Origin of the sequence: Nonomuraea sp. NPDC050394 (assembly GCF_044459065.1) — a bacterium.
In the GTDB taxonomy this organism is placed as follows: domain Bacteria; phylum Actinomycetota; class Actinomycetes; order Streptosporangiales; family Streptosporangiaceae; genus Nonomuraea.
In genome coordinates, this window is the sequence record NZ_JBITIO010000005.1 from 493,060 (window position 1) to 514,174 (window position 21,115).

The following is a 21,115-nucleotide window of genomic DNA, read 5'->3' on the forward strand; positions in this document are numbered from 1 at the left end:
TGCAACCCCGCCATCCCTACACTGCCCGAGGCGCCGCCCCCCGCATGCGGACAGGTGCGCCACCGGGCGGACGGTCCCTGCCATGCCGTCCGCCCACCCCCTCATCCGAGCTCGCGCCCGGCCACCTCGGCGAGGGGTGAGACGTGGCCGCGGGCGTAGGAGGCGGCGAAGCCGTCGTCCCGTGCCGCCGCGGCCGAGATCCGGTCCACGTCGGCGCGCTCGCCCGCCGGCAGGGGCGCCCCGGTGGACTCACGCGCGGCGGCAGCGGCGCCGAGCAGTTCCGCCGCGCGGCGGAGGTCGCCGCCGAGGACGTGAACGCCCGCCAGGCCCTCGAAGGCCAGGGCGATCGCGCGGGCCTCGCCGGTGCCCACGGCGACGGCCAGACCTTCGAGGTGCAGGTCGCGGGCGGCCGGCAGGTTCCCGCGCTGCTCGGCGGCGAACCCGCGCTCGGCCAGGACGAACGCGAGCCCGTCGGTGCCGCCGAGCCGCCGCCACCACCCGGCCCATGGCCGCAGCAGCTCCTCCGCCAGGTCGTAGTGGCCCTGCCGCCGTGCCACCAGGCCCAGCCCCACCTGGGCGAACTCCATCGCCGCCAGGTTGGCCTGCTCCTCGGCCAGCCGGCCGGCCCGCTCGTGCAGGCGTCCCGCCTCCGCGAGGTCGCCCTTCAGCATGGCGATCCTGCCCAGGGCCGAGAGCCTGAAGGACAGCTCCGTCCACAGCCCCAGCTCCTCGGCCGCGCCCAGCGCGTCGCGGTGGAGGCGGGCGGCCAGGTCGTAGTCGCCCACCACCTCCGCCAGCGTGCCCAGGATCTCGGTGGACTTGAGCTGCCCCCACCGGTCGCCGGCCGCGAGGAAGAGCGCGTGCGCGCGTTCGGCGTCGCGCCGCCGGGCCCTCATGTCACCCGAGAACCCCGAGCGCGCCAGGCACATCAGCGCCGCCGCCTCGCCCCACGCGTCGCCCGCCTCGCGGAAGGCCGCCAGCGCCCTGTTCAGCCGCCGCTCGACCACGTCCTGGTCGCCGAACCCCCACTGCGCGAACGCCAGCAGCCACTCGCCGTCCGCCGACGCCGCCTCCGGCCACTCCTCCACGGCAGCGCCGGCGAACAACTCCAGCGCCGCCCGCCACACCGCCACCATCCCCACCCGCGAGGGAGCGAGCGAAAGAACGGCCGACACCGCCCGGCGCGCCTCACCAAGGCGTCCGCGCAGGTACCAGTACCAGGCCACCGCACCGACCAGCCGATGAGCCAGATCGGCCTCGCCAAGGCCGGTCAACGTCTCCAAGGCGGCACGGATGTCGGCCGACTCGGCGTCCAGGATCGTCAGCCACCCGCGCTGGTCGTGCCCACGCAGGTGCGGGGCCGCGCGTTCTGCCAGGTCGACGAACCGGCGGGCGTGGCGCAGCCGTACCTCGCCGGACTCACCCGCCTCGGCCAGCCGCTCGGCGCAGTAGGCCGCGACGGACTCCAGCAGCCGGTACCGGCCGCCGGACAGCACCACGAGCGAGCGCCCGACCAGCCGGCCGAGCAGATCGGGGACGTCCTCCGCCCGCACCCGCCCGCCCGCGCACACCTGCTCGGCCGTCTCCCGCGCACACCCATCAGCGTGTACGGCCAGCCGCCGCAGCACCGCCTGCTCCGCCGGTCCCAGCAGGTGCCAGCTCCAGTCGATCGTCGCCCGGAGCGTCCGCTGCCTGGCGGGGCCGCCGCGCCGGCCCGCGCCGAGCAGCCGGAAGCGGTCGTCGAGACGGGCGGCCAGCTCGTCGACGGGCATGGTGCGGGCCCGGGTGGCGGCCAGTTCGAGGGCGAGGGGAATGCCGTCGAGGCGGGCGCAGATGGCCAGGACGGGTTCGGTCTCGGCCGGGGTCGGGCGCAGTCCCGCACGGGTGGTGAACAGCTCCACCGCGCCGGGCCCGTCCAGCGGGGGGACGGTCACGACCGTCTCGCCCGCCAGGCCGAGCGGTTCCCGGGTGGTGGTGAGGATCGTGAGCTGGGGCGCGCGGCTCAGCAGCAGTTCCGCCAGCTCGGCGGCGGCCTCGACGACGTGCTCGCAGTTGTCCAGGACGAGCAGCGCGCGGCGGCCGCGCAAGGAGTCCGCCACCCGGTCGGCGGCGGTTCCCGCCGAAGCGTCGTCGCGGATGCCCAGCGTGGCGGCCACCAGCTCGGCCACCTCGCCGGTCGACGCGCCGGGCGCGGCCCCGGTCAGCTCGACCATCCACACCTCGTCGGCTGTGACGGGCGCGGGTGCGCAGACCGCCAGGGCCAGGCGGGTCTTGCCGACTCCGCCCACCCCGTGCAGCGTGACGAGCCGGGACCGGCCCAGCAGTTCCCGGGTGCCGGCCACCAGTTGCCCGCGGCCCACCAGCCCGGCCACCGGGGCGGGCAGGTTGGTGCGCGTCCGCGCCGCCGCCGCGTGCAGCGACGGGTCCTGGCTGAGCATCGCCGCGTGCAGTTCCACCAGCGGCGGCCCGGGGTCCACGCCGAGTTCGGCCGCGAGCAGGGCGCGCATCCGCCGGTAGTGGTCCAGCGCGTCGCCCTGCCGTCCGCTCCGGTACAACGCCAGCAGGTAGGCCGCCCACAGCCGCTCCCTGAGCGGGTGGCGGTCGAGAAGCGCCGCGAGCTCGGTGGCCAGAGCGGCGTGCTCGCCCAGCTCCAGCCGTACCTCCGCCTGGTCTTCGAGGGCGGCCAGCCGGGCCGACTCCAGGCGGGCGATCGCGGCCTGGGCGAAGGGCGCGTCGGCGAAGTCGGCGAGGGCGGGGCCGCGCCACAGGGCGAGCGCGTCAGAGAGCAGATCGGCACGGGTGCGCGGGGCGGACGTGGCGCGGGCGCGGGCGGTGAGGTCGAGGAAGCGGCGGGAGTCCACGGACGTGGCGCGCAGGAGGTAGCCGGGCGGCTGGTAGGCGACGAGCGCGCGGGCGCCGGGCTCGGCCGCCGACAGGGCGCGGCGGAGCTGGGAGACCCTGACCTGGAGGGAGGCGGCGGGGTCGGCCGGCAGCCGGTCGGGCCACAGATCGTCGGCGAGCTTGCCGGCGGGGACCGGGCCGTCGTCGTGGATGAGGAGTTCGGCCAGCAGCGTGCGTACCTTGAGCTCGGGGACCCGGACCGGACGGCCGTCGTCCGTCCAGACGGAGAGAACCCCGAGCACCCCGAAACGCATGAGACTCACCCTAAGCGGACCCTAAGCGCCCTTCCGCACAGTGGGCGGCATGACAAACATGAAGGCAGTGGTGATCGGCGGAACCCACGGCATCGGCCTGGCGATCGCCGAGGCGATGACCAAGAGGGGCGCCGAGGTCCTGGTCACGGGGCGGAACGAACGCAACCTGGAGAGCGCGGCGCCGCTGGTCGCGCACGCGCTGCGCTCCGATCTGGCCGACATGGCCGACGTGCGCGCGCTCGGCCCGGCGGTGAGGGAGTCGCTCGGTGAGGTGGACCACGTGTTCGTCAACGCCGGGATCGCCGAGGGCGGGCCGATCGAGTCGGTCACCGAGGAGTCCTACGACCGGCAGTTCGCCGTCAACACCAAGGGTGTCCTGTTCAGCACGCAGCAACTGATCCCGCTGATCCGCAGGGGCGGCTCGATCGTCTTCACCACCTCCGTCGCCGACAGCGGCGGCGCGGCCGGGATGTCGGTGTACGCCGCGTCCAAGGCCGCGGTGTGGTCGCTGGCCCAGGTGCTCGCGGCCGAGCTGCTGCCCAGGGGCGTCAGGGTGAACGCGGTGCAGCCCGGCTTCATCGACACGCCCACGGCGGGCGTGGTGGGGTTCACACCGGAGGAGCGGGCGGCGTTCAAGGCGGCGGGCGACCTGGCGACCCCGATGCGCCGCCACGGCACCTCGCAGGAAGTGGCGGAGGCGGCGGTCTTCCTGGCCCTGGAGGCCACCTACACCACGGGCGTCAAGCTGCCTGTGGACGGCGGCATCGGCCAGGGGCTCAGCGTCGTACCCGACGGGTCATGACCACGTCTGGCCGTCCGGGGTGTCGGCGACCTTCACGCCCTTCTCCGCGAGTTCGTCCCTGAGCCGGTCGGCGGCGTCCCAGTCGCGCGCCTCACGGGCGCGGGCCCGCCGGCCGAGCAGTTCGGCGGCGCCGGGCGGAAGGACGGGCGCCCTGCCGATCTCGCTGGACAGGTCCAGGGCGAGCACGTTGTCCAGGTGAAGGAACGTCTCGAACCTGGCGCCGGGCGCGACCCCGTCGTCCCGCTCCAGCTCGCGCAGAACGCGCAGCGCGGTGGGGGTGTCGAGGTCGTCCTCGAAGGCCTCCTGGGCGCGTTCCGAGTAGGCGGCGGCGATGGGGGCGCTGGGGTACTCGGCCCACTCGGCCACCCGCGCCCGCCACCGTCTCAGGGTGCGGTCGGCGGCGCGCAGGGTGTCCCAGCTCAGGTTGAGCTGCTGACGGTAGCGGTGCTCCATGAACGCCAGCCGCAGCGCCAGCGGATCGAGACCCTGGTCGGCCACGTCCTGGAGCAGCACCACGTTGCCCGTGGACTTGGCCATCTTGCGGCCGTCGAACAGCAGGTGCTCGCCGTGGACCCAGCGCCGGACGACCTCGCGCCCGGCGGCGGAGTCCGACTGGGCGCGCTCGTCCTCGTGGTGGGGGAAGCGCAGGTCGATGCCGCCGGTGTGGATGTCGATGTGGTCGCCGAGATAGCGCAGTGACATGGCCGAGCACTCGATGTGCCAGCCGGGGAAGCCGACGCCGCCCCACGGGGTCTCCCAGGTCAGCTCGCGGTCCGCGTGCTTCCACAGCGCCCAGTCGGCGTGGAAGCGCTTGCGCGGGTCGACGCCCTCGACGCGGTGGCCGGGCTTGAGCGCGTCCAGCCGGTTGCCGGAGATCTCGCCGTACGTGGGGAAGGTCTCGGCGGCGAAGAACACCGACCCGTCCGGCACCGCGTAGGCGTGGCCCTTCTCCATCAGCTTCACGATCAGCTCGATCATGAGGTCGATGTTCTCGGTGGCGCGGGGGGAGATGTCGGCCGGCCGGATGTTGAGCGCGGCGCGGTCGCGGTGGTAGGCGTCCTCGTAGAAGCGCGCGACGTCCAGCGTGGACCTCCCCTCGGCGCGCGCCTGCGTGAGGACCTTGTCCTCGCCGATCTCCGCGTCGTCCACGAGGTGGCCCACGTCGGTGATGTTCTGGCAGGCGCGCACGCGTACGCGGCGGGCCGCCAGCACCCGGCGGATCAGATCCGACAGCAGGTACGTGCGCAGGTTGCCGACATGCGCGAACCGGTACACGGTGGGCCCGCAGGAATACATCCGGACGACGCCGGCCGTCGGGGTGACGGGTTCTACCTTCCTGGTCCTGGTGTCATAGATCCGCAACATGCCCCGAGCTTAGGCTCACACTCCCAGGAAACCCAGGATGTCGCGGTCCCCCCGCTCGCGCAGCCGGCCGATCACCTCGTCCCGTGTCGAGGTGTCCGGCAGCCCGATCCGCGCCCCGATCAGCTGCAGGCCCTCCAGCTCCGAGTTCACCGGCGCGGTGTAGCCGATCAGGTGCAGCGCGCGGCCGAGCGGCGTCAGCGCCACGTTGGCGGCGGGCAGGAACCGGGTGAGCAGCTCGCCGCCGTCGGAGACGGTCAGGAACACGTGGTCGCCCTCGCCGGCCTTGAAGTCGGCCAGCACGTTGCGGATCGAGCCCATCGTCGGCTGGTTGTGCCAGCTGATCACCACGTCGCCCGAGGGCGTCGCCGCGGTCAGCTGGCCGCCCGGCGCCATGCCCAGATAGGCCGCGAAGCCCGTCGGCAGCGGCGAACCGGAGCCGCGCAGGTGCTCGGCGTTCACGTCCACCCGGTGCCACCAGCGCCCGTCCCGGCTGCGGAAGCTGCGCCGCGTCTCCGAGACGTCCTTGCGCGGCTGGTACGGCTCCGCCACCTCGCCGGGCGGCGCCGTACCCGCGACCCTGATCCACCCGCGCTGGGTGCGCTCGAAACCCGGCCCGCCCGAGTAGGCGCGCACCGAGCTCTCGCTCACGTCGTACTTGGCGGTGAGGTTCGTGACGATCGTGCTCACCGAGGCCTCGCCGCCGGCCCGCTCGATCTCCCTGGCGATCATCTCCCTGATGCCCAGGTACTCGTCGCCGCCCCAGCGCGTCAGCCCGTACTTGTTCCTGTCCACGCGCAGGAAGCGCTCGTCGGCGGTGAGCTGGTTGCGGATGCCGACGAGGCTGTAGTCCTCGCCGATGCGCTCCTGGATCTCCTCCGGCGACAACGGCCGACCGGCGACCAACAGGACCGCCTCGGCCTTCTCGTTGATGCTGCGCGGCCACGGCACCACGTGCCCGTCGAGTACCCGCAGCTGGGGCACGGCCAGGATCCACCGCTCCGCCACGTCCTCGCGGACGCCGAGCTGGGTGACCATGGAGACCGCCTCGCCCATGGGCCTCGGGCCGTCGGCGAACAACTGCCTGGTCTTCTCCCGCAACTCGTCGCCGCCGCCCGCCACCAGCCAGTCGTCGGACTGCTCATAGCCGGTCAGCAGTGTCCGGACGAAGCGCCAGGCCGGGATGTTCAAGGTCGTGAGCTCGCCGCGGTGCCACGGCACCGCCGCCGTCAGATCGTCGGCCGGTACGGCGGAGCCGAGCCGCCCCCGCAGCCACGTCACGTGCGCGACCAGCGGCGCCGCCTCCTGGCTGCCCAGCCAGGCCTCCACGTGGTCGCGCAGGTCGCGTTCGATCTGCCGGATCCGCTCGCGGGTCACGGAGAAACGCTGGGCCAGCTCGTCGAGCGTGGCGCGCTGCGCCGCGTACAGCCGGTCGCGGGCGATGGCCCGCTGCCGGTCGTCGAGCGCGGCGAATAGGGCGTCGATGAGCTCGGGCACCGGCCGGTCGGCCCGCACCTCGGGCGCGCGCTCGGCGACCGGCTCAAGCAGCCGCTCGAAGACGCGCACGAACATCTTCAGCACCGCGTCACGGCCCAGGGACTCCGGCGTGCGCTCGGCCTCCACGGGGTCGGAAAAACGCAGGAGGGGCAGGATGTCGCCGAGGGGGAGGTGCCCCCAGAAGGCCACGGCGAGGTCGGCGAGGTTGCCCGCGACTGTCTGCGTGCCCGCCAGCGCGCAGGCACGGTCGATCGGGATCGCGTGCCACCATGCCTCGGGCAGCTGTGGCTCTTCCGCGATCGGCGCGATCTGGCTGGGAGAGGTCCAGCGCAGGGGTGGCGCGAGGTCGCTCAGGCTGAGATTCATTGGGGTCCAACCGGCAAAGGGAAGTATCCGCAGTTCAGACTATGTGATCAGAGGGAGAGAAATGGGCTTCCTCTCCCCGAATGGGATATATAGAGCATTGATCTGGCCCGGGTGCAGGCCACGTAGAGCACGCTTCGCTCGCGTTGCAGGGCCCGCGCGCGCTCTGCCGGGTCCTGCGGCGGAGTTTCCGGTACGACACCCTCCGTCACCCCGATCAGCGCCACACGTTCGAACTCCAAGCCTTTGAGATGGTGGAACATCGCGACCGGGACGTCCAGCCCGCCCAGGGCCTTCTTGGCCGCCCGCACGAGCTTCATCGTCCGCGCCGCCACCGCGATCGCACGGGCCGAGACGCCCTCGTCCAGCCACGAGCGCACCGTGGCGGCCAGCCCTGCCAGTTCCGCCTCGGGCGTGTCGTAGGCCCGGACCATCGGGCGCTCGCCGTGCCCGGTGCCGCGCAGCCCGTACATGCCGGCCAGGCCCTTGACCAGTCCGTCCGTCGGGCCGCCGCCGCGCAGCCGTACCCCGAAGGAGAGCAGTTCGTGCGGCAGCCGGTAGGAGACCCGTAGCGAGTGCTGCACGGCGGGAATCCCGACCGAGCTCAGCGTGACCCGCGTGTCGGTGATCCGCTGGTGCGGGTCGCCGACGATGAAGAGATCGTCGTGCGCGCGCGGCACCACCGCGCGCAGCAGCCGCCACTGCACCGGGCTGACGTCCTGCGCTTCGTCCACAATCATGTGACGGTACGGCTTGCGTCCCGGATCCACGTCGTCGAGCAGATCTCCCGTGGCCCGCCCGAGCAGCAACAGCGCCTGCTCCGTGAGCTCGGCCAGCGACCTGGCCCCCGCCCCCGCCAGCACGGGCCGGCGGCCCTCGGCGTCGGCCACGATCCGCACCGCCAGCCGCTCCGGATTGTCCACCTCGATCCGCTTGCGGATCACCTCGTCCTTGACCAGCACGTCCAGCCGCCCCGACAGGTCCTCGCACAACCCCTGCGAGAACGTCACCAGCAGCACCCGCCCGCCCCCGTGCCTGGCCAGATGGGCGGCGCGGTGCAGCGCCAGGAGCGTCTTGCCGGTTCCGGCGCCGCCGATGACCAGCACAGGGTGGTCGTGGCGGCCGGTCCTGGCCAGCCGGTGCTGCGGCGGATGCAGGAACGTGCACCAGTGGGGCGCCGCGAGCACGTGGTCGAGCTCCTCGGCGTCGGCCGCGAACACCGCGCGGTCCGGGCTGCGTTCCAGGGCCGCGTGCAGGTCGTCCTGGTCGACCCGGCCGGTCTCGCCGTCGACGGCGCGGCAGCCGTCCAGCTCGCGCCACGCTTCCGACATCGAGCCGCCCCGGCCCAGTACGGCCAGCGGCAGGTGCTGCGTGGGCGGCAGCAGCGGTTCGAGCGCCGCCACGTCCGCCTCGGTCGTGATGAGCCTCACCAGCGGCAGCACCCGCGGATCCAGCCCCAGCGCCAGCAGATCGCCGTCGCAGATCGGGTCGAACAGCCTCGACGCCCCCGCCGAGCGGCGCAGCGCCGGCTCGACCCTTTCCAGGGCCGCCGCGTCCCACTCCTCCAGGACGCCGATCACCGGGTTCACGCCGTAGCGGTGGCGCTGGGCGAACGACCAGGCGTCCGGGTCGGGCAGCAGGGCGCGCAGCCAGTACACCTCGCGCTGGCGCACCACGACGCCGCGCTGCCCCTCGGCCAGGCGCAGAGTGGCCACCCGCGCGTCCCTGGCGCCCCTGACCCTCTCGGGGTGGGGCGCGCCGTTCTCGGTCAGCAGGAAGCGGCGCAGCGCGCTCACGGCGCTCTCACGCACCGGCGGTGCCAGTGCGCTGAGCCCCCGAGGGAAGTCGGGGCCGATCGCGAGCCGCGGCACGGGGCTCAGTCCAAGAGATCGAGCAGGTCGCGGTCACCGCGTTCGCGGAGCCTGGCGAGCACGTCGGGAAGGGCCACCGGGCCGGTCATCCCGATCCTGGTCGCGATCACCCGCGCGGCCACCTCCAGCCCCGCGTCCGGCGCGGTGTAGCAGACCAGCCGGAGCGCCCTGGTGATCTTGTCGGCGCTGGGCGCGGCCACCGGCAGGTGCCTGGCGCGCAGCACGCCCTCGTCCGACAGCGTCAGGAACACGTGCCCGCCCTCCTTCGCCCCGACATCCACCAGCAGGCGGGAAACCGACTCCAGCACCGGACGCCCGTGCCAGCTCATGGTCAGCTCACCCGCGGCGCTCCTGACCATGCGGCTCTCGCCCGGCGACAGCCCCAGATAGGCGGCGAACCCGGTCGGCAACAGGCACTCCGACCCGCCGAGATGCTCGGCCGTGACGTCCACCCGCAGGTACCAGCGGCCGTCCGGCTGGCGGAAGCAGCGCCTGGTCTGGGAGACGTCCTTGAGCGGCTGGTACGGCTTGGCGGCGTGCTCGCCGTTCTGCTCACCGGATTCGTGCGGCGTGAACGCCCCGAACCTGACCTGCTCCTCAGCCGCACCAGGCACGGCCGGCTCGAACGGCGGCGGCGCGGGTGGGGCGGGTGGCGCAGGTGGCGCTTCTTCCGCGACGCCCGCCGAAGCCGGTCCGGAGCCCGGTGCGGGTGCGGCTTGGACGGCCTGAGCGGTCGCGGCGCCCGCCAGCGTCGCCTTCACGAACTGCCACGCGGGAACCTCCAGCGCGCGGATCTCCCTGGCGTGCCAGTCGGCGGCGCCGATCAGCTGGTCACGGGGTGCGGCCTCGCCGATCGTGCCGCGCAGCTCGTCCAGATGCGCCCGGTACGGCGCCGCCTCGTCGCTGGCCAGCCACCGCTCCAGCCGGGAGCGCAGGGCGATCTCCGTGGCGTTGATCTCGGCCGGTGAGACGGCGAACAACTTGGCCAGCTGCTCCACGGCCGACGGCTGGTCGGTGAAGATCCGGTTCTGCGCGACGGCCCAGCTCTTGTCGTCCAGGTCGGCGAAGGCGGACTCGATCAACGCCGGCAGCCTGGGCCCGGAGCCCTCCTTCACCGGCCCACCATCAGCGCCCTCCGCCTCAGGCGCACCCTCGGCTTCGTGCGCCGCGTCGGCTTCGCGCTCGGCATCGGCGTCGTGCTCGTCCGCGTCGGGCTCCTCGGCTTCCGCGGGCTCCGCGGCGTCGTCGGCCTGTGCGGGCTCGTCCGCCTCTGCGTCGGCCTGTGCGGGCTCCTCCGCCCCTGCGTCGGCCTGTGCGGGCTCGTCCGTCTCTGCGTCGGCTTCAGCGGGCTCCTCGGCCGCCTCCTGCTCAACCGCCGCCACCGGCTCCTCAGCGTCGGCCGCCTCGGATTCCCCAGCCTCGGCCTCTTCCTCGGGCTCCACGCCCTCGGAGTCAGGCTCCACGCCCTCGGACTCGGGCTCCACACCCTCGGTCTCTTCAGGCTCCTCAGCCTCGGGCTCTTCGGCCTGGGCGACGGCCACCGGCTCGTCTCCAGCGGCCTCTTCCCGGTGTTCCGCGGCCTCCTGCGGCTCCTCGGGCACTGGCTCTGCGACCGCCACCACGACGGCGACGGGCTCGGCGGCGGGTTCTGCCACTGGCTCGGTCGCCGGCCGGGCGGCGCGGCGGGGTTCCGGGGCCGGTCTGGGGGAGGGCGCGAGCCGTACCAGAACGGCGGAGAACAGCATGTTGAGCACCGGACGCGCCTGAATGAACGGCTGGTCCATCAGCTCACGGCTGGTCAGCGCGAGCAGTCCCGTCCACGACCCTGCCCGGTCGAGCGCGATCGCCACCTGCGGCTCGTCGGCGTCGTCCGGGTCGAGCACGTGGAGGGCGGGCAGCACGTCGCCGATGGCCGCGGCCGGCCAGTGCTCCAGTGCAATCTCCGTCAGCAGTTCGCCCAGGGATTCGGGGCCGATCGCGGCCAGCACGTGCGGCATCGGCAGACTGCGCCACCATGCCTCCGGCAGGTCCGGCTGCCCGTGAAGAAGTGTGATCGCCGACGCGTCGCTCCACCTCAACGGTGGTACGAGGTCGCTCAGGCAGAAATTCATCCTGTTACGTTCACCCGTCCCTCACGCCGCCGTAGCGATCCAGCCATACGTTCGCAGCCCACGGAACAGACCATAGTCCGGCAAAACGCCCCTACGCATCATGGACTACGCATCAGCGCTTCACGGCAGCGAAGCGTAGACGCACGTAGTCGGCCATCCAGCCCGTTTCCCTGCGAAGGGCGGGAGCGGCCAGTTCGTTGACCCGCCGGAGCAGCGGGTCGACGATCTCCGGCGGCACCCCGTCCAGCACCGATCCGGCGAACATCCGCACCCAGTCCGCGGCGCCCCCCGGGCACTCGTCGAGCGGGGTGGGACGGTCGAAGTGCTCCAGCAGGCGGACCACGAAGCCCTCCTGCTCCAGCCGGGAGGCGTAGGCGGCGGGCGTGGGGAAGTACCACGGCAGGTCCGGTTCCGGCAGGCCGTACTCGCGCCAGGCGGTGTGCATGGCGGCGGTGAGTTCCGCGCAGTTGCCCGCGCCGCCCATCTCGGCGACGAAGCGCCCGCCGGGCGCGAGCGCCTCGCGGACGCTGGAGATCACCGCGCCCGGGTCGCGGCTCATCCAGTGGAGCGCGGCGTTGGAGAAGACGGCGTCGTAGGCCTGGGCGACGTTGAAGTCGTGGCCGTCGCCGACGATGAAGTCGATCCCGGGGTACTGCGCGAGCGCCTTCTCGATCATCGCGGGGGAGCCGTCGATGCCCAGCACGTGGGCTCCCCGTAAGGCGATCTCGGCGGTCAGCACGCCGGTGCCGCAGCCCAGGTCGAGCACGCGCTCGCCGGGCCGCGGATCCAGCAGGTCGACCAGGGGCGCGCCCCTGGCGGATACGTATCCGAAGCTGCTGTCCAGAGTGCGACTGGTCCACCGCTCCAAGCTCGGTGCGTCGTAGCGCAAGACGATCAGCTCACAATCATCAGACATCGGGCCCCCGCGGCCGTGCTGTCGCTCACTGTAGATGCTGAACGTCTCTCACGACATATCCCGTCACAGGGGTCTCATCGCATACTGTGCGCCCATTCCCGCTTGAGGTACGACTTTGCGGCATCTGCCTGCGGAATCGTGAGAAGGAGCGGCGGACCGGGTGCGACGGGAAGTTTCGCCGCCTGCTCGGTGTCGAGCGTGCCGCGCATGAGCATCGCCTCGCCGCGGGCCGGACGGGCGTACCCCTTCTGGAGGAGGTTCTGGCCCTCGTCGGAGAAGAGGAACTCCTGCCACAGCCGGGCGGCGGCCGGATGCGGCGCGTCCTTGTTGATCGCCTGCACGTAGTAGCCGCCGAGCGGGGCGTCGCGCGGGATCGTGACCTTCCACGCCTCGGGGTCCTCGGCGGCGCGGGCGGCGTTGAGGTGGTCCCAGTCGACGACCACGTTCGCCTGAGCCGGGTCGGTGAGCCTGCCGCCCTGCTTGAGCTTGGCGAACAGGTCCACGCCGCGGGCAGGCTGCGGCGTGCCGGCCAGCATCGAGGCGGCGATCACGCCGTTGAACGCGGACGCGGCCTTCAGCGGGTCCCCGGCCAGCGCCACCTTGTAGCCGGGCTTGGCCAGATCGGCGAAGGAGGCGGGCGCGGCCACCTCACGCGGGTCGTATCCGATGGACATGTAGCCGCCGTAGGCCGCGTACCAGGCGCCCTTGGCGTCCTTGACGTGGTCGGGCAGGTCCTGCCAGCCCTGGACCTTGTACGGCGCGAACCTGGCCGCGTTGGCCACCGCCACGTCGAGGGTCAGGTCGAACACGTCGGGCTTCAGCTGGGCGGCGGACTGGAGCTCGCGGGCGCTGCTGGCGCGCGGTTCGAGCTCGTTGACCTTGATGCCGTACTTCTCGGAGAAAGTATCGATGATCTCGCCGTAGTTCACCCAGTCGCGGGAGAGGGCGACCACGGTGAGCGCGCCCTCCTGCTTGGCGGTCTCGGCCAGGCGGTCCATGGTCGTGAAGCCGTCTTTCAGCGAGACGGCTTTCGCGTTCACCGGAGGCAGCGGCTTTTGCTCGGTCGTCGGAGACGCGCCGCACCCGGCGCTGACGAGGATGGCGGCTACGGCGGCGCAGGTACGTACTGTCACACAACGAATACTTGCCGCTACATCCGCCCAGGTCGAGGAGGCGCGGCCGGGACCACCTTGGCCGCGACCAGGGATTCCTCGGCGATCTCCACGATCGTGCCGTCCCGTTTACGAACCATGAGGACGCCGTCGTCCCACGATTCGAGAATGCCGACCGCATCACGGAACCCGCCGGGCACCCGCCTACGCGTGGTGATCCGTACCCCTATATCCGCAGATGTGACCATGATTGTCAGGCGAGCGGCCACGAGTTTGGCACCCTCCGTTCCAGCCACTTGGCTAGCACGGCAATACTAGGGCTTAGCAAACCGCGGTTGGAGTCGCGCCATGGTGCGGAGAAGAAGGAGCTCGAGGTGACCTACGTCATCGCGCAGCCTTGCGTGGACGTCCTTGACAAGGCGTGCATCGAGGAGTGCCCCGTCGATTGCATCTACGAGGGCGAGCGCATGCTTTATATCCACCCTGACGAGTGCGTGGACTGCGGCGCGTGCGAGCCTGTGTGCCCCGTGGAAGCCATCTTCTACGAGGACGACCTTCCCGAGCAGTGGAAGGAGTACTACAAGGCGAACGTGGACTTCTTCGAGGACCTGGGCTCGCCCGGCGGCGCCTCGAAGGTCGGCAAGATCGACAAGGACCACCCGGTCATCGCCGTCCTCCCTCCGCAGGCCGAGGACCACTAACTCGTCTCAGTTACGGCCGGCCACCGCTGGTCGTCTCGGTTTCTAAGGCGCTGTATCCGTTACGGCAGGCCACCCCCACGCCACCCGCCGACCCTGGCGGGCGCCGATCGTGGGGGTCGCCTCTCACGTCGGACGTGGTCCCCGCCGTCACGGCCTTTCGCCGACCCCTTGGACCGGCAACCCCGCCGTGCCCCGATCTGAACCCGGCACCCCGCCGCACCCCCCACCCAAAGCCCGGCACCCGTTTGAAAGCCCGCACCTCGCCGGGCCCCCGGATCAAAGCCCGGCACCCGAACCCCGGCCGAACCCCGGCACCCGCTCCCCGGTCGAACCCCGGTGTGCTCGTGATCGGGAGGCTGGGCTCTCTGAAGGGGAAACCCCGGTGACCCGGGGCCACTAGTGTGGGTTTCTGTGAACAACCTGCCTGACTTCCCCTGGGACCGGCTTGTGCCGTACAAGGAGCGGGCCGCCGCTCATCCCGACGGGATCGTGGACCTGTCGGTGGGCACACCGGTGGACTCGGTGCCGCCGCTCGTGCGGGCCGCGCTGATCGAGGCGGCCGACAGCCCCGGCTATCCCCTCACCCACGGCACCACGGCGCTGCGCGAGGCCGCCTCCGGCTGGCTGGCCCGCCGCCACGGCGTGCGCGTGGACCAGCGGGACGTGCTGCCGCTGATCGGGTCCAAGGAGTTCGTGGCCTGGCTGCCCACGTACCTGGGCGCCCAGCGGGTCGTCTTCCCCGAGCTGGCCTACCCGACCTACGACGTGGGAGCCCGGCTGGCCGGAGCCCACGGCACGGCCGCCGACGGGCTGCTGGCGCTCGGGCCCGAGCCCGTCGACCTGGTCTGGGTCAACTCGCCCGGCAACCCCACGGGCAAGGTGCTGCCCGCCGAGCACCTGCGCAAGGTCGTCGCCTGGGCGCGCGAGCGCGGTGCCGTGGTCGCCTCCGACGAGTGCTACATCGAGCTCGGCTGGGAGGAGAAGCCGGTCTCCATCCTCCATCCGGACGTGTGCGAGGGCTCGCACGAGGGGCTGCTGGCCGTTCACTCGCTCTCCAAGCGCTCGAACCTGGCCGGCTACCGCGCGGGCTTCGTCACCGGTGATCCGGCCCTGATCGGCCGGCTGCTGGAGATGCGCAAGCATGCGGGCATGCTGATGCCGCAGCCCGTCCAGGCCGCGATGGCCGCCGCGTTCGCCGACGACGATCACGCCGACGCCCAGCGCGAGCGGTACGCGGCCCGCCGGGCGGTGCTCCGTCCGGCGCTGGAGAAGGCGGGCTGGCGGGTCGACCACTCGACCGCCGGGCTGTACCTGTGGGCCACGAACGGCGAGCCCGCGTGGGAGCAGGTTGGGCGGCTATCCGAAAACGGTATTTTGGTCGCGCCGGGTGAATTTTATGGATCCGCAGGTGAACGGCACGTTCGCATCGCCATAACGGCAACCGATGAACGCATCGATGCGGCGGTGCGCCGCCTCCAGTAGGATCGCGCGTCGTACGTAGACATAAGTAGATACAGGGCGTTTGCCGAGGCAGACCGCGAGTGGAGCGAGCTGGACGATGAGCATGACCTCCTGGGTCGTACTCGGGCTGAGCATCGCCACCGTCCTGTTGTTGCTTGGGGCTTTCGTCGCCACCATGCGCCAGGACAGGAGGGGCCGTTCGGCCACGCCCCCGTCCGAGGACGTGGTCGTCCAGAGCCCGATGCCCGCGCCGGTGAGCATGCAGGCGCACGCCGGCGTCTACGACGATCCGCGCGAGATCCGGGTGGGTGACCGGATCGAGGTGCACGGGGCGCGTTCCGAGGTGCTCGGCGCCCTGCACGTGGCGCTCCAGGGGCAGCAGTGGACCGAGTACCTGCTGGACGACGGCTCCCGGCGGGCCCGCTGGCTGACGGTCGAGATCCGGCAGGGCCTGGTCTCCGGTGATCCGCCCCACCTGGAGGTTCTCGTCTGGACCGAGGTGCCCACGCAGGGCATGATCCCGGCCAAGAGCATGATCATCATGGAGGGCGTGGAGTTCTTCCCCGTGGACCGGGGCACGGCCGCCTTCCGTTCCGAGGGGGACACCGGCCACCCGGACCGCGGCCTGCTGGACTTCGCCGACTACCGGGCCGCCGACGGGCGCCTGCTCTCCTTCGAGCGGGTGCAGGGCTCCCCGTGGACCGCCAGCTATGCCCAGCCCCTGCCCCCGGGCTCCATATCCATCATCAGCCACGCTTCCTGACGTTTTCTGGTCATCCGCACTGCCCGCGTGGCCTTTCGTGGAATCGACCGCCCCGGCCGCCCCGCCTCGCCCGGGTGCGCCGCGTGCGGCGCGAGCGGCCTGTGCTCAGGCTGGATCAGGGAAGGACCGGAAGAGCTCCGGGCCAGGCGTTTGCGGGCAACTCCACGAAGTTGCGGGATATTGCGGGCAATTTCCAGAACGTTCGATGCTTGCCGGCAATACCGGCTCCCCTTCCGGGGATGGGCGGGTTCAGGACAGGACGACCTCGGTCGTCGAGGACTTGCCGCCGGGCTTCCACCCGTCGCTGACCTCCTCGGCCCGCCATGACACCCCGCTGTAGTCGACGCGGCGCAGGCCGTACTCCTGAGCATGGGCGACCGACCACGCGGCGACCAGCCATCCGCGGCGCTCCGTGGTGATGGCGGTGCTGCCCAGCGCGCGGGCGAGCTTGCGGCGCGCCTCCTCGGTGCGGGGGCGCGCGGTGGTCGTGGGGGTGGCGGTCGGCCCGGGATAGGTGCAGTGCAGGGCCTTGGGGACGCGCCCCGTGAACGCCGCCGCGAGGATCTTGGCGTCGCCCTCGTGTGGCGCGTACGCGTAGCCGCCGGCCGAGCGCTGCACCTCCTGGGCCGCCTCCGCCAGCGGCATCTTGCGGTAGTTCTTCACCTTGACCAGCGCGGCGAAGAACTTGTTGGTGGAGTAGACCGGGTCCATGATCTGCTTCGGCTTGCCCCAGCCCTGCGAGGGACGCTGCTGGAAGACGCCGAGCGAGTCGCGGTCGCCGTGGTCGACGTTGAAGAGCTTCGACTCCTGCAGCGCCGTCGCGTAGGCGATCACGACCGCCCGCTCGGGCAGTCTGCGGCGCGCGGCCACCGCCGCGATGGTCGCCGAGATCTGCGCCTGCTCGACGTCCAGGCTCAGCTCCCCGGACGGCGTGCGGACCACGCACCCGGCCTCGACCTGCCGGAACGGCTTGGCCTGCTTGAGCAGGTTGTACAGGCCCACGGTGATGGCCACCGCGAGCACGACGACGATGGCCGCGATGGTCAGGACCCCACGGGAGAAGCGCACGCGCACCCTGAAAAACCTACCCGGCCAGATAGGCTCCGGGGCCATGAGCCACCAGAGCATGTCCTCGCCGCTGCCGGCCGCGGTCGATGAGTTGTGGGAGCGCAGGACGGAGCTGTCGCCGGCCGACACCGAGGCGCGCACGGTGATCGTCTCCGCCATCGACCTCCTGGACACCGGCAAGGCCCGGGTCGCCCGGCTGGAGGACGGCGACGTTCTGGTGGACGAACGAGCCAAGCGGGCGATCCTGCTCAGCTTCAAGGTGCTCGGCATGGCCAGGTCGCAGGTGGGTGACTTCCAGCACCACGACAGGCAGCCGCTGAAGACCACGTTCGACGGGGTACGCGTGGTTCCGGGGGCGATCGCCCGCTGGGGCGCCTACCTCGCGCCCGGAGTGGTGCTGATGCCGTCTTTCACGAACATCGGCGCGTACGTCGGCGAGGGCACGATGGTCGACACCTGGGCGACGGTCGGCTCGTGCGCCCAGATCGGCAAGAACGTGCACCTCTCCGGCGGCGTGGGCATCGGCGGCGTGCTGGAGCCGCCGAACGCGGTGCCGGTGGTGATCGAGGACGACGCGCTGGTCGGCAGCCGGGCGATGATCGTGGAGGGCGCCCGGGTGGGGCGCGGCGCGGTCGTCGGGGCGGGCACGATCCTGTCGGCCTCGATCCCGGTCATCGACGTGAACACCGGCGAGGAGCTGGGGCGCGGGCGCATCCCCGACTGGTGCGTGGCCGTGGGTGGAACGCGCCAGAAGGAGTTCCCCGGCGGCACGTTCGGGCTGCCGTGCGTGCTGGTGCTGAAGAAGCTGGAGCCGGGGGAGCGCCACGACAAGGCCGCGCTCAGCGACGTGCTGCGCGAGCACGGCGTCAACGCCTGAAGGGAATGTACTCATGCTGGATCTGAGCCAGGACGCCGGTGCGCTGACCGCCGCGATCGTGGACGTGGAGTCGGTGAGCGGGGACGAGAAGGCGCTCGCCGATCTGGTCGAGGAGGCTCTGCGGGCGCTGCCGTACCTGAGCGTGGACAGGTCGGGCGAGACGGTCGTGGCGCGCACGTCGCTCGGCCGCGCGGAGAGGGTGCTGATCGCGGGGCACCTCGACACGGTGCCGGTCGCCGCGAACCTGCCGAGCCGGGTGGACGGCGGGCGGCTCTACGGCTGCGGGACCACCGACATGAAGGCGGGCGTGGCCGTCGCGCTCAAGCTGGCCGCGGCGCTGCCGGCGCCCAACCGCGACGTCACCTATGTCTTCTACGACTGCGAGGAGGTCGAGGCCGAGCGCAACGGCCTCAACCGGGTCGCCCGCGATCATCCCGAGTGGCTGGCGGCCGACTTCGCGGTGCTGATGGAGCCGACCGACGGGGTGATCGAGGGCGGCTGCCAGGGGACGTTGCGGGCGGAGGTGCACGTGGCGGGCAAGCGTGCCCACAGTGCCAGGTCGTGGTTCGGGGTGAACGCCATCCACGGGATCGAGCCGGTGCTGGCCAGGCTCAACGCCTACCAGGCGCGGCTGCCGGTGGTCGACGGCCTGGAGTACCACGAGGGGCTCAACGCGGTCGGCGTGCGCGGTGGCGTGGCGGGCAACGTCATCCCGGACTCGTGCGTGGTGACCGTCAACTACCGCTTCGCGCCGGACCTCACGATCGAGCAGGCGCGCGAGCACGTGCGCGAGGTCTTCGACGGCTTCGAGGTGAGCTTCACCGACGCCGCCCCCGGCGCGCGGCCGGGGCTGACCGATCCGGTGGCCGCGGCGTTCACGGCGGCGGTCGGTGGTGAGCCGCGGGCCAAGCTGGGGTGGACGGACGTGGCGCGGTTCTCGGCGCTGGGCGTGCCCGCGGTGAACTACGGTCCGGGGGATCCGAATCTGGCCCATCAGCAAGGTGAGTACGTGTCGCTGGAGAAGATCGCCGACAGCGAGCGTGCGATGCTGAACTGGCTGACATAAAGGGGCACAACGTGAAAGTGACCCTCCTCGCCGGCCATTTGGCGGGGAGAGCCACTTTCAGTCCCGAGCAGCACCCTCGCCGATTAGACGCAGGGTTCGCGATTTTCGGTTCCTCCTTCTTCAAAGATTTTTCTGACAGGTTTCACCGTTACGCTGACCTGCGGTTTCCCTCTTCGAGGAGGTTGGGCGGATTGCCTTCGCCCTGCCGTAAGCCGGGATTCGCCCGTATGGCCCGGCCAGGGGGATAGCGTGACCCGCATGAAGCAGTCACGTCCCGAGCGCCGCCAAGGGCAGGCGGTAGTACGAGGCAACCTCGTCCCCGAGTCCACCCACGACCAGCGCCTGCTCGACCGGCAGGGGTCCACCGACTGGCTGCACATGGATCCGTGGCGGGTGCTGCGCATCCAGGCGGAGTTCGTGGAGGGCTTCGGGCAACTGGCGGAGCTGCCGCCGGCGGTCACGGTGTTCGGCTCGGCGCGGACGCCTGACGACTCGCCCGACTACGAGATGGGCGTGGAGCTCGGACGCGCGCTGGCCGAGTCGGGCTACGCGGTCATAACCGGCGGCGGTCCCGGCGTCATGGAGGCGGCCAACCGGGGCGCCACCGAGGTGGACGGCGCGGTCTCCGTGGGGCTCGGGATCGAGCTGCCGTTCGAGCAGAAGATGAACGACTACGTGGACCTCGGGATCGAGTTCCGGTACTTCTTCGTGCGCAAGACGATGTTCGTCAAGTACTCGTGCGGGTTCATCGCGCTGCCGGGCGGGTTCGGCACGCTGGACGAGCTGTTCGAGGCGCTGACGCTGGTGCAGACGCGCAAGGTGACGTCGTTCCCGGTGGTGCTGATGGGCACGTCGTTCTGGGGCGGGATGGTCGACTGGATCAAGAACGCGCTCCTGGGCACGGGCAAGATCGCCGCCCAGGACCTCGACCTGATCCACCTCACCGACGACGTCCACGAGGCCGTCCGCATCATCGCGGAGGGCGAAGCGGCGCGCTCCCAGCCCACCGTAGAGCCCCAGTAGCACTTCTCCCCGTTACGGCAAGCCCGGCCGGGACCGTGGCCCTGGCCCGGCCGCATAGGCTGGCGTGTCGTGAATGTCTGTGTCTTCTGCGCCTCAAGCCTGAAAATCGACCGCAAGTACCTCGACCTGGCCGCCGACGTGGGCACCCAGCTGGCCAAGCGTGGCCACACGCTCGTCAGCGGCGGCGCCACCGTGTCCTGCATGGGGGCCGTCGGCGCCGCCGCCCGTGCCGCCGGCGGGCACACCGTGGGCGTCATCCCGCAGGTGCTGGTCGACATCGAGGTCGCCGACCACGACTCCGACGAGCTCATCGTCACCGCCGGCATGCGCGAACGCAAAGGCGTCATGGACGCCCGCTCCGATGCCTTCCTGGTGCTGCCCGGCGGCATCGGGACGCTGGAGGAGCTCTTCGAGATCTGGACCGCCCGCGTCATCGGCATCCACGACCGCCCGCTGGTCGTCCTCGACCCCTGGGGCCTGTACGACCCGCTCCGCCGCCTGATCGAGGACATGTACGACGCCGGTTTCACCCGTGCCAACGTCTTCGACGCGATCGCCTGGACCACCACCGTGGACGACGCACTGGCCCACCTCGAAGCCACCACCACGCCGGTCCGCCCCTCCGTCGCCGAACTCGGCGAAGCCACTCCCTGAGCGGGCCCGGGTCAGGCCAGGCCGCGGCGGGTCAGGGCCGGGGGGCGGCGGCCGGCCAGGGAGTCGGTCATGTCGATGGCCTGCCGTACCTCGTCGTGGTGGTGGGTGATGAAGATCTGGGTTCCGTGCCAGCGGTAGACGGCGGCGGCGGCCAGGGCGGGGTCGAGGTCGGCGGGGAGTTCGACCACGACGACGGCACCCGTCGCCACCAGGCGGGCGGCCTCCGCGGGGGAGCCGGCGAGGGTCCAGGAAGGGTCGACTCGCGTGCCCGGGGCGACAAGTGTGGGCTGCATGTCTCGATCGTATGAGTACG

17 protein-coding genes are annotated in these 21,115 nt (G+C 71.8%); 8 read left to right on the plus strand and 9 right to left on the minus strand.

Annotated elements, in window-relative coordinates; genetic code table 11:
• Positions 1-101: 101 nt before the first annotated feature.
• The gene (locus ACIBKY_RS23215) at positions 102-3,155 is read right to left on the minus strand and encodes a BTAD domain-containing putative transcriptional regulator (protein WP_397099230.1); all 3,054 of its coding nucleotides are present in this window, start codon (positions 3,153-3,155) and stop codon (positions 102-104) included.
• 49 nt (positions 3,156-3,204) lie between these two features.
• Between ACIBKY_RS23215 and ACIBKY_RS23220 the strand changes: the two genes are divergently transcribed.
• Positions 3,205-3,957, plus strand: a complete 753-nt coding sequence (locus tag ACIBKY_RS23220) for an SDR family NAD(P)-dependent oxidoreductase (protein WP_397099232.1) — start codon at positions 3,205-3,207, stop codon at positions 3,955-3,957.
• Here ACIBKY_RS23220 and cysS read toward each other — a convergent pair.
• From cysS to ACIBKY_RS23250, 6 genes are all read right to left on the minus strand, one after another.
• Positions 3,952-5,322 carry a cysteine--tRNA ligase gene (gene cysS, locus ACIBKY_RS23225; protein ID WP_397099234.1) on the minus strand — a complete coding sequence of 457 codons (1,371 nt, stop codon included), beginning with the start codon at positions 5,320-5,322 and terminating at the stop codon, positions 3,952-3,954. The genes ACIBKY_RS23220 and cysS overlap by 6 nt on opposite strands.
• Positions 5,323-5,337: 15 nt before the next feature.
• A complete protein-coding gene (locus tag ACIBKY_RS23230; protein WP_397099236.1) occupies positions 5,338-7,182 on the minus strand; it encodes a sigma factor-like helix-turn-helix DNA-binding protein in 1,845 nt (614 codons plus the stop codon).
• Between the two features lie 47 nt (positions 7,183-7,229).
• Complete coding sequence (locus ACIBKY_RS23235) at positions 7,230-9,050, minus strand: UvrD-helicase domain-containing protein (RefSeq protein ID WP_397099237.1); 1,821 nt, start codon at positions 9,048-9,050, stop codon at positions 7,230-7,232.
• 5 nt (positions 9,051-9,055) lie between these two features.
• On the minus strand, positions 9,056-11,161 hold the full coding sequence (locus ACIBKY_RS23240; protein ID WP_397099239.1) for a hypothetical protein: 2,106 nt from the start codon (positions 11,159-11,161) through the stop codon (positions 9,056-9,058).
• 112 nt (positions 11,162-11,273) lie between these two features.
• On the minus strand, positions 11,274-12,077 hold the full coding sequence (locus ACIBKY_RS23245; protein ID WP_184967870.1) for a methyltransferase domain-containing protein: 804 nt from the start codon (positions 12,075-12,077) through the stop codon (positions 11,274-11,276).
• Positions 12,078-12,151: 74 nt separating this feature from the next.
• On the minus strand, positions 12,152-13,210 hold the full coding sequence (locus tag ACIBKY_RS23250) for an ABC transporter substrate-binding protein (RefSeq protein ID WP_397099241.1): 1,059 nt from the start codon (positions 13,208-13,210) through the stop codon (positions 12,152-12,154).
• Between the two features lie 353 nt (positions 13,211-13,563).
• Between ACIBKY_RS23250 and fdxA the strand changes: the two genes are divergently transcribed.
• From fdxA to ACIBKY_RS23265, 3 genes are all read left to right on the plus strand, one after another.
• Positions 13,564-13,890 (plus strand): ferredoxin, encoded by a 327-nt coding sequence (gene fdxA / locus ACIBKY_RS23255; RefSeq protein WP_379610599.1) that lies wholly within the window; start codon positions 13,564-13,566, stop codon positions 13,888-13,890.
• A gap of 411 nt (positions 13,891-14,301) precedes the next feature.
• The gene (dapC, locus tag ACIBKY_RS23260) at positions 14,302-15,372 is read left to right on the plus strand and encodes a succinyldiaminopimelate transaminase (RefSeq protein ID WP_397099243.1); all 1,071 of its coding nucleotides are present in this window, start codon (positions 14,302-14,304) and stop codon (positions 15,370-15,372) included.
• A 76-nt stretch (positions 15,373-15,448) separates the two neighbouring features.
• Complete coding sequence (locus ACIBKY_RS23265) at positions 15,449-16,114, plus strand: DUF4178 domain-containing protein (protein WP_397099245.1); 666 nt, start codon at positions 15,449-15,451, stop codon at positions 16,112-16,114.
• 249 nt (positions 16,115-16,363) lie between these two features.
• On the opposite strand, the gene ACIBKY_RS23270 is transcribed toward ACIBKY_RS23265, so the two are convergent.
• Positions 16,364-17,188 (minus strand): hypothetical protein, encoded by an 825-nt coding sequence (locus tag ACIBKY_RS23270; protein ID WP_397099247.1) that lies wholly within the window; start codon positions 17,186-17,188, stop codon positions 16,364-16,366.
• A gap of 37 nt (positions 17,189-17,225) precedes the next feature.
• Between ACIBKY_RS23270 and ACIBKY_RS23275 the strand changes: the two genes are divergently transcribed.
• The 4 genes from ACIBKY_RS23275 to ACIBKY_RS23290 all read left to right on the plus strand — a co-directional run bounded on the left by ACIBKY_RS23275 (position 17,226) and on the right by ACIBKY_RS23290 (position 20,802).
• Positions 17,226-18,059: a 2,3,4,5-tetrahydropyridine-2,6-dicarboxylate N-succinyltransferase gene (locus ACIBKY_RS23275; protein WP_397099249.1), complete on the plus strand. Its 834-nt coding sequence runs from the start codon at positions 17,226-17,228 to the stop codon at positions 18,057-18,059.
• Positions 18,060-18,072: 13 nt separating this feature from the next.
• Positions 18,073-19,125 (plus strand): succinyl-diaminopimelate desuccinylase, encoded by a 1,053-nt coding sequence (dapE, locus tag ACIBKY_RS23280; protein ID WP_397099251.1) that lies wholly within the window; start codon positions 18,073-18,075, stop codon positions 19,123-19,125.
• 258 nt (positions 19,126-19,383) lie between these two features.
• The gene (locus ACIBKY_RS23285; protein ID WP_397099253.1) at positions 19,384-20,148 is read left to right on the plus strand and encodes a TIGR00730 family Rossman fold protein; all 765 of its coding nucleotides are present in this window, start codon (positions 19,384-19,386) and stop codon (positions 20,146-20,148) included.
• Positions 20,149-20,217: 69 nt separating this feature from the next.
• On the plus strand, positions 20,218-20,802 hold the full coding sequence (locus ACIBKY_RS23290) for a TIGR00730 family Rossman fold protein (RefSeq protein ID WP_397099255.1): 585 nt from the start codon (positions 20,218-20,220) through the stop codon (positions 20,800-20,802).
• Positions 20,803-20,813: 11 nt separating this feature from the next.
• Here ACIBKY_RS23290 and ACIBKY_RS23295 read toward each other — a convergent pair whose 3' ends face one another.
• The gene (locus ACIBKY_RS23295; protein WP_397099257.1) at positions 20,814-21,095 is read right to left on the minus strand and encodes a hypothetical protein; all 282 of its coding nucleotides are present in this window, start codon (positions 21,093-21,095) and stop codon (positions 20,814-20,816) included.
• Between the last annotated feature and the right edge of the window lie 20 nt (positions 21,096-21,115).

Excerpts from the sequence above, each read along its gene's own strand:
- ACIBKY_RS23245 (WP_184967870.1), bottom strand. The coding sequence starts at position 12,077 with ATGTCTGATGATTGTGAGCTGATCGTCTTGCGCTACGACGCACCGAGC.
- ACIBKY_RS23230 (WP_397099236.1), bottom strand. The coding sequence starts at position 7,182 with ATGAATCTCAGCCTGAGCGACCTCGCGCCACCCCTGCGCTGGACCTCT.
- ACIBKY_RS23220 (WP_397099232.1), top strand. The coding sequence starts at position 3,205 with ATGACAAACATGAAGGCAGTGGTGATCGGCGGAACCCACGGCATCGGC.
- ACIBKY_RS23265 (WP_397099245.1), top strand. The coding sequence starts at position 15,449 with ATGAGCATGACCTCCTGGGTCGTACTCGGGCTGAGCATCGCCACCGTC.
- ACIBKY_RS23275 (WP_397099249.1), top strand. The coding sequence starts at position 17,226 with ATGAGCCACCAGAGCATGTCCTCGCCGCTGCCGGCCGCGGTCGATGAG.
- ACIBKY_RS23240 (WP_397099239.1), bottom strand. The coding sequence starts at position 11,161 with ATGAATTTCTGCCTGAGCGACCTCGTACCACCGTTGAGGTGGAGCGAC.
- dapE (WP_397099251.1), top strand. The coding sequence starts at position 18,073 with ATGCTGGATCTGAGCCAGGACGCCGGTGCGCTGACCGCCGCGATCGTG.
- ACIBKY_RS23215 (WP_397099230.1), bottom strand. The coding sequence starts at position 3,155 with ATGCGTTTCGGGGTGCTCGGGGTTCTCTCCGTCTGGACGGACGACGGC.
- cysS (WP_397099234.1), bottom strand. The coding sequence starts at position 5,322 with ATGTTGCGGATCTATGACACCAGGACCAGGAAGGTAGAACCCGTCACC.
- ACIBKY_RS23285 (WP_397099253.1), top strand. The coding sequence starts at position 19,384 with ATGAAGCAGTCACGTCCCGAGCGCCGCCAAGGGCAGGCGGTAGTACGA.
- ACIBKY_RS23295 (WP_397099257.1), bottom strand. The coding sequence starts at position 21,095 with ATGCAGCCCACACTTGTCGCCCCGGGCACGCGAGTCGACCCTTCCTGG.